Source organism: Taibaiella sp. KBW10 (assembly GCF_003852495.1).
Classification (GTDB): domain Bacteria; phylum Bacteroidota; class Bacteroidia; order Chitinophagales; family Chitinophagaceae; genus Edaphocola.
Genome location: NZ_QAJI01000003.1, coordinates 485,658 through 499,476, shown reverse-complemented (window position 1 = coordinate 499,476; position 13,819 = coordinate 485,658). Strand labels below are relative to the sequence as shown.

Genomic DNA, 13,819 nt, shown 5'->3' with positions numbered 1-13,819 from the left:
GATGAGCCACTACGACCTATTACTGCAAAAGCTGGACGCTTTCATTCGTAAGTATTATGCGAATCAGCTGATGCGTGGCGGGCTTATCTTCTTAGCTTGTGTTCTATTATACCTTTTACTCATTACTGTAGGAGAGTATTTTTTCTTCTTTTCCATTCAGGTAAAATGGACCCTTTTGGGTTTCTTTTTCTCCGTCGGACTACTGGCCTTGATTGTCTGGGTACTGATTCCCTTTTTTAAAATGAAACAATTGGGAAAAATCATTTCCCATGAACAGGCAGCAGTCATTGTCGGCAATTTTTTTCCGGAGGTGAAGGATAAACTCCTGAATGTACTACAATTAAAACATCAGACTGGTAATGCATCCGAGAGTGAGGAGCTGGTGGCAGCCAGCATTGATCAGCGTGCGGCTAAGATCAGTATATTACCCTTTGGATCGGCCATTGATTTGGGTAAAAATAAAAAATACTTACCGCTCTTAGGCTTGCCTTTGCTCATTGCTTTAGGGGTTTTTTTAATCGCACCTAAGATCTTTACAGAAGGGGGCTATCGTTTATCACAACCCTCCGTTTTCTTTGCCAAACCCGCTCCTTTTACCTTCAAGCTTATCAATAAAAACCTGAATGTAATAGAAGGGCAGGCCTTTACCCTGATCGCGGCGGTAGCGGGCGACAAATTGCCCGAAAGATTGTTTGTCGTTTTAGGGAGTGAGCAGGTAGAAATGCAGGCTAGTGGCAAAAACAAATTTACCTATACCTTCCCGAAAGTGACGCAGGATATAACTTTCCGGCTTACAGCGGCAGATTACTACTCAGAGGCCTATCAGCTCAAAGTGTTTCATAAACCCGAAATACAGTCGATGCGCATGACCCTGAATTACCCTGCCTATACCGGTAAGAAAAGCGAAACCTTACAAGGCTTATCGGATGTCAGTGTTCCGGTTGGTACCACCTTGGCATGGCAGCTGGAGACCAAACACACGGATGAAATACAAGTGATTGCCGGAAATGTAAACCAATTACTTGCTCAAAACGGGCAGCGCTTTAGCAGTGCCATACGGTTTATGTCGGCAATGCCCTATCTTCTGATTCTTAAAAATAAACAGCAGGGCAGGGTAGATACCTTACAATACCAGGTGCAAACCATAGAAGATCAGTACCCGCAAGTAAGTATCAATGTGAATAAAGATACCACACTGGCACAGCAAATCCTTATTACCGGTACCGCCGGCGATGATTATGAAGTGCGGCAGACACTTTTTGTCTACCAGATCCTTAATGCCGAAAATAAAATTCTGAGTACAAAATCAGTTCCTCTGAAGAGTGGAGGGCAAGTTGTTGCCTTCTCCCATTATTTCGATATCGGCACCTTAAAGCTGGCACCCGGATACCAGGTGAATTACTTTGTAGAAGCCTGGGATAATGATTGCGTGAACGGCAGTAAGAGTAGTAAGAGCACCGTGATGTCCTGGAAAGCGCCGAACCTGACACAGCTGGATAAGTCAATGGCCGAAAATGCAGAGAAGATGAATGCCAGTATGAGTAGCAGTGCGGCACAATCGGAACAGTTGAAAGAGGAATTGCAGAATATGCAGAAAGAAATGCTGGAATCGGGTGAATCCAGTTGGGAGCGTACCCAAAAAATGCAATCGGTACTGGATAAAAATCTGCAGTTGAAAACAAATCTGGAAAACCTGAAGAAACGATTTGAAGAACAGCAGAAACAAAGTGAAGCCAAAAATTTCAGCGAAGACATAAAGGAAAAGCAAGCATCTATTAAAGAACAGATTGATAACCTGAAAGACAAACAGCTGGAAGAACAGATTAAAAAGTTGCAGGAATTACTGCAGAAGAAAGACCAGCGCGATGCCCTTAATCAATTCCAGCAAATGGAGCAGAATAATAAACTGTTCAAGATGGATATGGAACGTATGCAAGAGCTGATGAAAAAGCTGGAAATGCAGATGAATATGGAAGCCCTGGCGCAGAAACTGGATGAGTTATCTAAGCGAGAAGGAGCCTTGCAGAAAGAAACCGAAGCCGGGGAAAAAGCCAATGATGCCTTGAAGAAAGAACAGGAAAAAATTAAAGATGCCCTGGATAAGGCTTTACAAAACGAGTTGAAAGAGATTACCAAACAAAATGAACAATTAGAGCAACCGCAGAAGCTGGATAAAGCACAAGAGCAGGGCAAAGAGGCTGGTGAAGAAATGGATAAGAGCAGCCAGCAATTGCAGCAAAACGATAAGAGTAAGGCCAAGCAATCGCAGCAGAATGCCAAAAATAAATTGGCAGAAATGAGCAAAAGCCTGATGGATATGGCAGGCGGTATGGATATGGAGCAATTGGATATCGATATAAAAGCGACCCGTCAACTACTGACCAATCTTATTCGTTTCTCCTTTGATCAGGAAAACCTGATGAAACTGGTGCGTACAACCAGCATTAATAGCCCATCTTATTTGCTGTTGACCAAAGAACAGAACCGATTAAAGAATAACACCAAGATGATCAAGGATAGCTTGTATACCTTAAGCAAGCGGATCTTTAAAATAGCAGCTACCGTCAACAAAGAAACATCTGACCTGGATCAGAATATTGCGCGTACCCTCGATGCTTTTGAACAAAGAAATATCGGCGAAATATTGCCCCGTCAGCAGTATGCCATGACGGCGGCCAATAACCTTGCCCTCTTGCTCAATGAGCTGCTCAGTAATTTGATGCAATCACAACAAGGTGGCGCGAGTGGCAGTGGCGGACAGAGCAAACCGAAAAAAGGAAAAGGCCAGGGCCAAGGTCAGGGAAGTGGTTCCGGAATGATGAAAGACATTATTACGGGTCAGCAACAAATGGGGCAGGGCATGCAGCAAATGAAACAGGGGCAGCAACCCGGAGGCCAGCAAGGCCAGGGGCAATCTGGTCAGGGACAAAGCGGTCAGGGTCAAAATGGGCAAGGCCAAGGGCAGAACGGGCAGCAAAATGGCGGTAGCCAGGGCACCGCAGAGCAGATCGCTCGCCTGGCACAGCAACAGGCCATGCTGCGGAAACAGATGCAGGAGCTGATCGATGTCCTGAACAGTAAAGGGATGGGTGGCAAGGTTACCAATGAAATCAGGGCCATCCAGGCGGCATTGGATAAACAAGAAACCGATCTGGTCTTCCGTAGAAACATCGATGAACTCATTCAGCGCAATAAAGAAATCCTGACCCGTATGCTGGAAGCCGAAAAGGCCATTCAGGAGCAGGAAGAAGATAATAAACGTAGTGCCGAAGCAGGTAAAGATGCGCCAAGACCAATGCCTGCAGAGCTTTCTGACTACCTGAAACGGCAGCAACAACTGTTTGAGCAATACCGGACTACCGTGCCGGTACTGAAACCTTTTTACCAAAAAATGGCAGAAGAATACCTCAGAAAAGTGCAGGGTAAATAAAATAAGCAGTATATTTATAGCACACAAACCGCCACTATACACAATACCTATGCGTAAAAAATGGTTAAAAAGAATCCTCTATATATTCGGTACCCTCATCGCACTATTGCTGATATTATGGGGTGTCCTGTACTGGTATGTCAGTGCCCATAAGCAAGAGCTGATCACCAAACTGGAACAAGCTATTGGCGACAAAATAGAAGGTAAACTCACCATAGAAGATATACGGCCTGATGTTTTTAAAACATTCCCCAACATGGCCATACGTTTAGATGGCCTGTCTCTGGTAGACAGTCTCTATGAGCAACACCACCGGAAGTTATTGGATCTTAAGCATGCTTATGTAAGGATCAATATCTTTTCTGTTATTTTCGGCAAACCGAAAATCTCTAAAATAATTCTGGAAGAAGGCCTGTTGCACCTATTTATTGATGAAAACGGATATTCCAATAATTACTTGCTCAAATCAAAGCAAAAGAACCCCGAGCAGAAAAAAAAGAAAGTGGATATTGAACATATCGAACTAGACGGCGTTGCGTTTCTGATCGATAACAAGCCTATGAATAAACGCTTCAATGTGCGTTTTAATAACGTTTCTGCTAAGATATACACCGTCGACAGTATACTCAAAGTAAGGGCTGATGTAAATGCCCTGGTGGGGCAGTTAGGCTTTAAATTGTCTAAAGGTTCTTTCCTTAAAAATGCAGCCATAAAAGGTGCCATCAATTTTGATTATAATACCAAATCGAAAATAGGTAATGTACTGGAAAATGACCTGGATATTGACAATGAAAAGCTGAAATTAAAGGCCCAATTTGATATGGGTAAACCCAAGGCCTTACCCTTTGAAATATACCTGACTGGAAAAAAAATTACCTATAACGTAGCCGTAAAATGGCTGTCAGAAAATATATTCAATAAACTTTCCAAGTTCGATTTCAATAAAAACCTGAGTGTGGCCGCGCTCATTAAGGGCGATATGCTCGAGCGGGGCACCAATCCCTATATCGGGATTGATTTTGCAACGGAGCATAATACCGTAAGCCTTCTGGGTTCTACTTTTACAGAGGTTTATTTTAAAGGGAAATTTGTGAATCAATTGGAGCCGGATCAGCCAAAGCATGATAGTAATTCCGTAATTGTGATTGACAGCCTATCTGCTTTATACAATGGCCTTCCGGTATGCGCGCGTGATATAAGTATCGTGAATTTTATACATCCCTATGTCGTCGCCTATTTAAAAGCACAGTTTGATGCGACGGTATTAAACAACACCTTCGGTGAACAGTTTAATTTTACAAAAGGGACTTGTAGCTACGATTTGAAATATAATGGCAACCTTTTTGCCAACTCCCTGATCGCTGATGAGATATACGGAAACGTCACGATTCAAAATTTTGATTTTATTTATAATGAACGAAACCTGAAGTTTCATAACGGAACAGCACAATTGGCTTTTAACGGGCCAGACCTGTTGTTGAATAAGCTACAGATCTTTGCGCAGAACAGTGATATCAATATAAATGGGGTGTCTCATGACTTTCTGAAAACCTTTGTGGAAATTCCCGGAAAAGCATCGATGGATCTGCATCTACAAAGCAATAATATTGATTTAGGAGCCTTCATGACCTATTTCGTACAGAAACGAAGTACCAGTAAAAAAGGAAAACAATTTGCGGCAGACCGGCTCGATGATTTTCTGACCAATAGTGATATTGCTATTGACATGCGCATTAATAAAGCGCTGTATAAAAAATTCGTGGCGACGAACGTCGTCTCCAATATGTCCTTTACGACTGCTGGTTTAGCGATTCATAACCTGAGCCTGAACCATGCACAGGGAACTATAAACCTCAAGGCTAATATTGATCAGCAAAGCCAGAATAATCCCTTTAACCTTAATTTTAACGTGGCCAATGTAAAAGTTAATCAGCTGTTCTACGCGTTGAATAACTTTGGGTTTAAAAACCTGACTGATAAAAATGTAGCGGGCAATATTTCTATCAATGGGAATCTTAGCGGCAATGTAACCGATAAAGGTGCTTTGATGACCAATCGCCTCAACGGCGGTATGAAATACAACCTCAATAATGCCGCCCTGCGTAACTTTGAGTTATTTGCCAAAGTGCAGAAATGGTTTAAGAACAGAGGGCTTGATAATATCGAGATCGATAAATTTGCAGGTGATATCAGCTTGAAGAATGGTAATATTATTATTCCACCCACTAAATTGGAGACCAGTGCCCTGAACCTTTCTTTCCAGGGTGTTTATGGATTGGTGCCCGGAGCGGCAACTAATATTGACTTCCGGGTACCTTTACGCAATCCGCAGATTGATAAAGACCGGGTAGAAAGGGGATTGAAAAAAAGAAAAGGCGAAGGACTGGTACTGAACCTCAATGCGCATTCCGATGCTTCGGGGAAAATCTCGATTGGGGTCGGAAAAGTGAATGGTAAAGACGATGGAAAAGTTGTAGACGAGGAAGAAGAGTAAAATGATTTATTTTTGCATCCGGAATGGAATCAGAACAACATCAAATCATTTTAGCCATCGAAAGTTCATGCGATGAAACGTCTGCCTCAGTTGTGCGGGATGGGGTCGTTTTAAGCAATATTATTGCCACGCAAAAAGTGCATGAAGAATATGGCGGCGTTGTGCCGGAGCTAGCCTCCAGAGCGCATCTGCAAAACATTGTACCTGTGGTAGATCAAGCGCTTAAAGCTGCGCAGATCAGTAAAGAATCCCTTCATGCCATTGCGTTTACCCAAGCTCCGGGGTTATTGGGTGCGCTATTAGTAGGCAGCAGCTTTGCCAAAGGCCTGGCACAGGCACTGGATATTCCCCTGATCCCGGTACACCACATGCAGGCGCATGTTTTAGCCCATTTTATAGAAGATCCGAAACCCACATTTCCTTTCCTATGCCTTACCGTTTCCGGCGGGCATACCCAAATCGTTTTATGCCACGCACCACTCGATATGGAGATTTTGGGCGAAACCATTGATGATGCTGCAGGAGAAGCTTTTGATAAAATTGCCAAAATGCTCGAATTGCCTTATCCCGGTGGTCCCTTGATAGATAAATATGCGCAAGAGGGCAATCCCCGTGCATTTGAATTTCCCATCCCGAATCTGGAAGGCCTTAATTTTAGTTTTAGCGGGGTGAAAACCGCCGTGCTTTATTTCTTACAAAAAAAGAAAGCAATCGATCCTGATTTTGTAAAAGAAAATCTCAAAGATATTTGCGCGTCTGTACAGTATACCATTGTCAAGGCTTTGATGAAGAAATTCGAAAAAGCAGCCAAAGCTTATGGCGTAAGCCATATTGGCGTTGCCGGAGGCGTATCGGCTAATAGCGGATTAAGAACAGCCATATCCGAACTTGGACAAAAATATAAATGGCAGGTATACTTACCCAAATTTGAATACTGTACCGATAATGCTGCGATGATTGCCATAACAGCGCACTATAAAATGTTACAAAAAGAATTCACCGATCTTAAGGCGGTGCCTACGGCAAGAGCCGCATGGAAATAAGTGTATGGCCAATTCTTACTTCGATTTTAAACAATTCCGCATCGCACAAGACCATTGCGCTATGAAAGTGAGTACAGATGCCTGTATCCAGGGTGCCTGGCTGGCAAAGGTGCTTCAGCTACAACCACCCGCACGTTTGCTGGACATTGGTACCGGTACCGGACTGCTTAGTTTACTCTTGGCGCAAAGCCTCCCCGAAGTACACATCACGGCGATAGAGATCAATGAGCAGGCCAGTATCCAAGCTGCAGATAATATACAGCAAAGCCCCTGGGCCAACCGGATACAGGTACAACATACCTCACTGCAACAATTTAGCCCGGCAGAAGATGCTTTTGAGGCGATTATCTGCAATCCGCCTTTCTTTCATAAACACCTGGAAAGTAAAGATGAAGACCGCAGTGCAGCCAGGCATAGTCCTGCATTAAGCAAAGCGGTATTGGCAGAAAAAGTACAGGAATATCTGGCTCCGGAAGGGCAATTTGGGCTGATGTATCCTGTGTCAGAATGGGCCGATTGGCTCAAAGTAGCGGCGCAACAGGGTTTATACTGTCAGCGGCAATTACGGGTACAGCCACATCAACAAAAAGAAGCTAATAGGGTAGTCGGGGTTTTTGGTAAAAAGCCTTGTTCCGAACCGCTTACCGAAACACTTTGTATTTATGAAGCAGGAACAAGAACCTATACAAGCGACTTTATTTTACTTATGAAGCAGTACTACATTTATCTCTAAGCTGTGGGTTCTGTATAAATTGCCATAATTTTTAATACTTTTGCAAAAAAATCAACAAAGTGCGTCTTATTTCTACTCTGATTATCCTGTTCTCGGGTCTGTTGACCCTTACCTTTACCTCCTGTCAGTCAGAAGAAGGCGCGGTAGATGTCAGTAAGGTTTCGGTACAGCTCCAATACATCCCCTTCTATAAAGAATTTTCTGCTATGGATAGCAATACCGTAGCGCAGGGGCTGGTACAACTGGAGGCTAAATATCCTGATTTTCTTTCCTTTTATATAGATACCCTTTTGCCTTTTGGTAGGATAGAAAAGCCTTATACCGATGCAGAGCATATTGTACCGATTCGGAATATTTTTGTACATAAAGATTTCAGGGCGCTGAACGATACCGTAAACCAGGTGTTTCCTGATACCAAAAAATATGATGAGGGTATTTTGGATGCCTTTAAACATATAAAATACTATTTACCCAATATCGCACTTCCGAATAAAGTAATCTACTTTACCTCTTGTTTAAACAAATGGACCTGCTTCACCAATAATGATCAGTTAGGTGTGGGATTAGATATGTTTTTGGGACAAGGGTTCCGGCCTTATCAAGCCATTGGCTTGCCGGAGTATGCCTTGATCAACCACACGCCGGAAAATATTCCCGTATGGGCAGCTAAGGCGGTGTATAATAATGTGTACGAGCATGACAACTTTAATAAATCTTTGCTGGATCTGATGTTGTTGAACGGAAAGGAAGTATACTATCTAAATAAAGTATTGCCCAAAAAACCGCTTAGCTTATTGCTTGGCTACACTCCGGAGCAGTTTAAATGGTGTGAAGCCAATGAACCGCTGATCTATAATTTCTTTTTAAAAGACAATTTACTGTACAGTAAAAATTACCAGGATATCATGCGCTACGTGGCACCGGCACCCAATTCTGCCGGCTTTCCGGCCGAAGCACCGGGTAATATAAGTACATATATCGGGTACAAGATTATAAAAGCATATGCCGCAAAAACGGGCAAAGACCTGCCGGCAATTTTAAACGAAACAAATCTGATGTCCCTCTTTCAGGCATCAAAATACAAGCCATAATACTTATACTAAATAACAGTTTACAATGAAAAAAGGATTACTTTTTGCGGCTGCCTTATTAACCGCTTTAGGCAGTTTGGCACAACTAAACAAAGTAGATGAGATCTGTGTCCAAAGAATGGATGAGAATAACATCGATACCATTGCATGGATTAAAAATGCAAATGTATCTGTCGGGGGTAACCAAGGGATGCTCCATAACTGGGCTGCCGGTGGTGAGCTCTCCTCTTTAGCCGTTAATGGCGTGTTTAACGGTAATATTGTCCGTTATTACAACCGGAATGTGTGGACGAATACGCTGGATGCCAATTATGGGATGTTTTACGCGTATTCCAATAGTTTTGAACCCAGAAAAACAGATGATCGTTTAGACTTTACCTCCAAATACGGATATCGGTTGAAACCCGTTTCCAATTGGTATTTATCTGGCCTGTTAAATGCAAAATCACAATTTAGTAAAGGTTTTAATTACGACCAGACAAACTGGAGAGACAGCAGTACTTCCGGTTTCCTTTCTCCTTTATATGTATTGGTATCTCCTGGTATAGAATACAGAAGAGGCTCGATGTTCAGTGTCTTCCTTTCTCCTGCGGCCATGCGTTCGACATTTGTGTCTAAGGAATATACCAGCAGAGATGAAGCAGGTGCCTTTGGCGTACCTTACAATAAAACAATGCGTTTTGAAGTAGGCGCTTATATGTCTGCCCGTTTCCAAAAAGACCTGACCAAGACCATAACCTACAGAAGCCGACTGGATTTATATTCCAACTACCTGGCTAAAAATACCTACGATGATATGGGTAAACTGGTTAAAAAAGATAATCCGGGCAATGTTGATATCCTGTTTGATAACTTTTTGGCCTTCAAATTTTTCAAGTTCTTCTCCGCCAATTTCGGGCTGACGGCCATTTATGATAATGACGTACCTTTTGTGCCTTTAAAAGATGCAATGGGTAATCCGGTAAAAGAACCTTTAGGTGGCCTGGGATGGTGGCAGATCAAGCAATCCTTTACTTTAGGTTTTGCTTATAAATTCTAATGATAAAGTAATTTTATATATCATAATACGAAAGGGCTGTCTTATAAAATTACAGCCCTTTTGTATTATATTTAGGAAGTAAATGAGGGCAAATTCACCTATATTTGTGCACAGTAAAAACGAAAATAATGGACTACAATAAAAACGACAATAACAACTACGATATAGATTCGATTATCGCTGCTCAGGAAAGAAGTATGGATGGCGATTTTGTGGCGAAATACATTACCAAAGTATATGGATGGATGTTCCTTGCTTTGTGTATTACCGCAAGTGTATCATTTTTTACGGCACAAAGCGGTATGGTGATGAAATTATTGGCTACTAACCCTTTAATTTTCTTTGGTTTATTCATCGGACAGTTGTTCTTAGTCGGCTACCTTAGCCTGCGGGTGCAAAAAATGAGTTCCACTACGGCTACGCTGGTCTTTCTGCTGTATGCAGCCTTAACAGGTATTACCTTATCTACCATCTTTTTCAGATATACAAATGCCTCTATTTTAAGCGCCTTTAGTGTAACGGCAGTTACCTTCGGGATCATGACGGCTGTTGGTTATTTCACCAAAAAAGACCTGACTTCCTTTGGCCGCCTGATGCTGATGGGCTTGATTGGTGTTATTGTTGCTTCTGTGATCAACATCTTTCTTGGAAGCCCGGTGCTATACTGGATTATCTCTTATGTAGGAGTAGCCGTATTTGTTGGGTTGATTGCTTATGATACGCAGAAAATAAAGCAATATGCTTATCTTGAAAATGCAGAAGATCGTAAAAAAGGAGCCATTATAGGTGCTTTGGCCTTGTATCTCGACTTTATCAACCTCTTCTTGATGTTGTTGAGAATCTTTGGAAGAAAAGATTAATTTTCATATATTTGTATGTAATATAGCAGCCTTGTTTGGCTGCTTTTTTTATAAACAATTATTCATTTATTTAGTATAGTGCCTGAAATGAAATTATTTATAAGATCCGCGATAATGGTGCTGCTTGTACTTGTTGCCACAACAAGTGCCTGGTCTCAGACACAGGAGAAAACGCCTCAGAAAATTACGCTTTTAGAAGAGCATAAAGATGCTAATGGTAATATTGTGCGTAAAGTGCAGTTCTTTAAAGACGGCATGCGCGTAACCCAAACGACGGTATCGCCGCCGATGCCCAGTTTTAAAGACCGTAAGCCCTTTAATGTAGATACCATGAATAAGGATTCCTTACTGGTCTATGTTGATAAAACCAATTATCTGGTAGCCCTCTTATATAAAAGAAGAAGGATACGCCAGTACAGAGCCGTATTCGGTCCCGATCGATTGAAAGATAAAACGTATGAAGGAGACAGGGCCACACCCGAAGGCTGGTTTAAAATCTTAAGTGTGAATGATAACTCCAATTGGGGAAAATTTATCTTGCTGAATTATCCGAATGATGAGTCTTATAAAAAGCACAAAGATGCCAAATCAAAAGGGCTTATCCCTCCGAGTGTCGGTATCGGGAGTGCCATCGGGATTCATGGTACCTATCCTACCGGTGCTAAAATGGTCGAAATGGGACTAGGCTGGACAGACGGCTGTGTATCCATGACCACAGAAGATATTATGGACTTTTATAAGTTTATCAGACCGGGAGTTAGGGTATATATCAAAAAATAAGTACCGTATTTTAAAGTACCTAGTATTTAGTTGTGATGGAATAGACCTTATAGCATAAGAATCGGATATCCGCTTTTAGGAAACAAAGATTTTCTTTATTCTTTTGGGTTCCCTTTGTAGCTATTGCTACCTTTTGCCTTGATGAAAACAGGCATTTTGGTCCTTTGTTGCTACAAAAGGACGAACAAATTGGATGCCTATATGCGGATGATATAAAATAAGAAATGCCGGNNATCCGGCATTTCTTATTTTATAGAGAAGTACTTATTACTTATAAGTTTACCTTTTTGAGATCCATGAAAAACGCTTTTTCTTGGTGTCCGATCTCATGCAGCATCTTAGAAAGATCTTTATAACTTACCAGATCAGATGTTCTGGCCTTGCAAATCCGGGCGGCACTATAGGCGAAATTTCTCCAGGCGTCGCCAATCGCTGTCATGCGTTGTGAAAATTCCTTCAGCTCCGGTTTGCCAAGGATTTGAGCCGCCTCTTGTAAAAAAGCTGCATATAAAAAGCGGAACCCACCACCACCGGTGCCGATCTCCTCCTGCATCCTGATGATATTACCCACATACAATACTGCCTGACGATCAGTGAGCTTGTCTGGATAATGTTCCAATCTATTGGCTAGGGTATGAATCGCCTTATTGCCGAAAAGACCGATTGGCGGAGAGGTGTATAGCCAGATATTTTTCTTAATACCTTTACGAATGGCCGCTTCCATATCCAGTTGCTGCGGCACGTTTGTAATATAATAGAGTTTGCCCTTTGGCTCAGGGAATCCTTTGGCGAAGCGTGATTTTTGCAAGTCCGCCGGTGCAATTTCATGCAAGCCTTCCAGGGTAGGGTCGCTGATCAGGTAATTGCCGGCTTCATTTTTGCCGTAAGCAATCAGGTTATGTGCATTGAACTGAAAACGGTAGGCTTCCGGCATATAGGTCAGGTAAAAGATCCCTGATAATAAGCCCACGGGTATGCCTCTGTCCAGCAAATCGTCCAAGGCTTTTTGTCCCTTCTCCTGGTTATTGCCGAACTGCTGCATTTCATATTGAATATTCAGCGACTTCATTAAGGTTTTGAAAATTGTACCCGGATAGCTTCTGTAGCTGGTACCCGGTACGCCATTTACTTTAACAAAGGGAATATGCGTGAAAAAAAGCCCGGCACCGATACCAAAAGCCAAAGGCTCGGTCATATGAATGCCGTAATGTTTTAATAAATTGGTCGTCACGCCACTTTCACAGTGGGCATGCATCTGGTGTTTAAAATCTATGGAAGACAAAGTATGGTATTTTTACATTAATGTTTTTCCGCTGTGGCGGGATCGAAATGCTTTATAGCCTCCGGACTGATATTGAATGCATCAGCATATTTTTGCAGCATAGCCGCTGAAAGATTGTTGAAGCCTTTGGGTTTCAAGTGTCGTTTTACCTGCCATTGCCATTTACCTACATGGCGTGAAAGTATCGCGATGTCCATCAGGTTTTTTTTCATAAAATAAGCAAGCGGGCTCAGCAGGCCCTTCCGGATCTCTTCCAGCACCTCTTCCAATTCTATAGCCGCCTCATTCCAGGCCTGCATCGTAGCCAGGTGCTCTACTTCCCATCCCTCACTATTGACGGTCGTATAGTCGCCCGCCTCATTGGTGGCATAAACCACTTTTCTGCTTTGATCCCGGTTCTTATAGTTTCCTTTATCCTGAGGAACTTCATTTGCTTTCATGCGACAAAAATAAATTATATTTCAAAAGGCCCCGCTCCCTGTCTGATCAGTTCCGGGTAGTCCTCTGTCAGGTTAATTACAGTAGAGACTTGCGTATTGCCAATCCCCCCGTCAATCACCATATCCACCAGGTGCCCAAATTCTTCATAGATCACTTCCGGATCAGTATAATGGGCCACATCGTCCTCCTGCGGAAGAGAAGTACTCATAATCGGGTTGCCCAACACAGCTGCAATGGCTTGCGTAATCTTATGGTCCGGTACCCTGATCCCCACCGTATCTTTCTTGGTTTTAAGCAGTTTCGGAACCAATTTAGTTGCGTTTAAAATAAAAGTATACGGGCCCGGTATACAGCTTTTCAGAAAACGAAAAGTCGGATTACTCATATTGGCCGCATAAGTACTCAATTCACTCAGGTCTTTACAAATAAAAGAAAACTGAGCTTGTTTAGGGTTGAGGTTCTTGATCCTGCAGATGCGTTCAATGGCTTGTGTACTATGAATATCACATCCGATCCCGTAGATCGTATCGGTAGGATAGATAATGACACCGCCTTTGCGTAAGACCTCGGCGATTTGATTCAAGACCCTTTCCTGCGGATTGTCCGGATGGAGGTGAATAAGCATA

Annotated in this window: 11 protein-coding genes; 8 read left to right on the top strand and 3 right to left on the bottom strand. The window is 42.5% G+C overall.

Annotation, left to right across the window (positions count from 1 at the left end; translation table 11 throughout):
* Window position 1: 1 nt before the first annotated feature.
* The 8 genes from DBR32_RS06470 (at window position 2) to DBR32_RS06435 (ending at window position 11,470) form a co-directional block, all read left to right on the top strand.
* Window positions 2-3,430 carry a hypothetical protein gene (locus DBR32_RS06470; protein ID WP_124635478.1) on the top strand — a complete coding sequence of 1,143 codons (3,429 nt, stop codon included), beginning with the start codon at window positions 2-4 and terminating at the stop codon, window positions 3,428-3,430.
* Window positions 3,431-3,479: 49 nt separating this feature from the next.
* Window positions 3,480-5,924, top strand: coding sequence for an AsmA-like C-terminal region-containing protein (locus DBR32_RS06465; protein WP_124635477.1), 2,445 nt, complete (start codon window positions 3,480-3,482; stop codon window positions 5,922-5,924).
* Window positions 5,925-5,947: 23 nt separating this feature from the next.
* Window positions 5,948-6,967: a tRNA (adenosine(37)-N6)-threonylcarbamoyltransferase complex transferase subunit TsaD gene (gene tsaD / locus DBR32_RS06460; RefSeq protein ID WP_124635476.1), complete on the top strand. Its 1,020-nt coding sequence runs from the start codon at window positions 5,948-5,950 to the stop codon at window positions 6,965-6,967.
* A 4-nt stretch (window positions 6,968-6,971) separates the two neighbouring features.
* Window positions 6,972-7,700 (top strand): tRNA1(Val) (adenine(37)-N6)-methyltransferase, encoded by a 729-nt coding sequence (locus DBR32_RS06455; RefSeq protein WP_124635475.1) that lies wholly within the window; start codon window positions 6,972-6,974, stop codon window positions 7,698-7,700.
* A gap of 59 nt (window positions 7,701-7,759) precedes the next feature.
* Complete coding sequence (locus tag DBR32_RS06450) at window positions 7,760-8,791, top strand: hypothetical protein (protein ID WP_124635474.1); 1,032 nt, start codon at window positions 7,760-7,762, stop codon at window positions 8,789-8,791.
* A 25-nt stretch (window positions 8,792-8,816) separates the two neighbouring features.
* Window positions 8,817-9,830 carry a DUF3078 domain-containing protein gene (locus DBR32_RS06445; protein WP_124635473.1) on the top strand — a complete coding sequence of 338 codons (1,014 nt, stop codon included), beginning with the start codon at window positions 8,817-8,819 and terminating at the stop codon, window positions 9,828-9,830.
* A 128-nt stretch (window positions 9,831-9,958) separates the two neighbouring features.
* The gene (locus tag DBR32_RS06440) at window positions 9,959-10,690 is read left to right on the top strand and encodes a Bax inhibitor-1/YccA family protein (protein ID WP_370453697.1); all 732 of its coding nucleotides are present in this window, start codon (window positions 9,959-9,961) and stop codon (window positions 10,688-10,690) included.
* An 87-nt stretch (window positions 10,691-10,777) separates the two neighbouring features.
* The gene (locus DBR32_RS06435; RefSeq protein ID WP_124635472.1) at window positions 10,778-11,470 is read left to right on the top strand and encodes a murein L,D-transpeptidase family protein; all 693 of its coding nucleotides are present in this window, start codon (window positions 10,778-10,780) and stop codon (window positions 11,468-11,470) included.
* 271 nt (window positions 11,471-11,741) lie between these two features.
* On the opposite strand, the gene DBR32_RS06430 is transcribed toward DBR32_RS06435, so the two are convergent.
* From DBR32_RS06430 to DBR32_RS06420, 3 genes are read right to left on the bottom strand one after another with little or no spacing between them, the layout of a single operon-like run.
* Window positions 11,742-12,752, bottom strand: a complete 1,011-nt coding sequence (locus DBR32_RS06430) for a BtrH N-terminal domain-containing protein (protein ID WP_233559677.1) — start codon at window positions 12,750-12,752, stop codon at window positions 11,742-11,744.
* Between the two features lie 17 nt (window positions 12,753-12,769).
* Complete coding sequence (locus DBR32_RS06425) at window positions 12,770-13,192, bottom strand: hypothetical protein (RefSeq protein WP_124635471.1); 423 nt, start codon at window positions 13,190-13,192, stop codon at window positions 12,770-12,772.
* A gap of 14 nt (window positions 13,193-13,206) precedes the next feature.
* Complete coding sequence (locus DBR32_RS06420; RefSeq protein ID WP_124635470.1) at window positions 13,207-13,818, bottom strand: L-threonylcarbamoyladenylate synthase; 612 nt, start codon at window positions 13,816-13,818, stop codon at window positions 13,207-13,209.
* Between the last annotated feature and the right edge of the window lies 1 nt (window position 13,819).

Excerpts from the sequence above, each read along its gene's own strand:
- DBR32_RS06470 (WP_124635478.1), top strand. The coding sequence starts at position 2 with ATGAGCCACTACGACCTATTACTGCAAAAGCTGGACGCTTTCATTCGT.
- DBR32_RS06465 (WP_124635477.1), top strand. The coding sequence starts at position 3,480 with ATGCGTAAAAAATGGTTAAAAAGAATCCTCTATATATTCGGTACCCTC.
- tsaD (WP_124635476.1), top strand. The coding sequence starts at position 5,948 with ATGGAATCAGAACAACATCAAATCATTTTAGCCATCGAAAGTTCATGC.
- DBR32_RS06455 (WP_124635475.1), top strand. The coding sequence starts at position 6,972 with ATGGCCAATTCTTACTTCGATTTTAAACAATTCCGCATCGCACAAGAC.
- DBR32_RS06445 (WP_124635473.1), top strand. The coding sequence starts at position 8,817 with ATGAAAAAAGGATTACTTTTTGCGGCTGCCTTATTAACCGCTTTAGGC.
- DBR32_RS06440 (WP_370453697.1), top strand. The coding sequence starts at position 9,959 with ATGGACTACAATAAAAACGACAATAACAACTACGATATAGATTCGATT.
- DBR32_RS06435 (WP_124635472.1), top strand. The coding sequence starts at position 10,778 with ATGAAATTATTTATAAGATCCGCGATAATGGTGCTGCTTGTACTTGTT.
- DBR32_RS06425 (WP_124635471.1), bottom strand. The coding sequence starts at position 13,192 with ATGAAAGCAAATGAAGTTCCTCAGGATAAAGGAAACTATAAGAACCGG.
- DBR32_RS06420 (WP_124635470.1), bottom strand. The coding sequence starts at position 13,818 with ATGCTTATTCACCTCCATCCGGACAATCCGCAGGAAAGGGTCTTGAAT.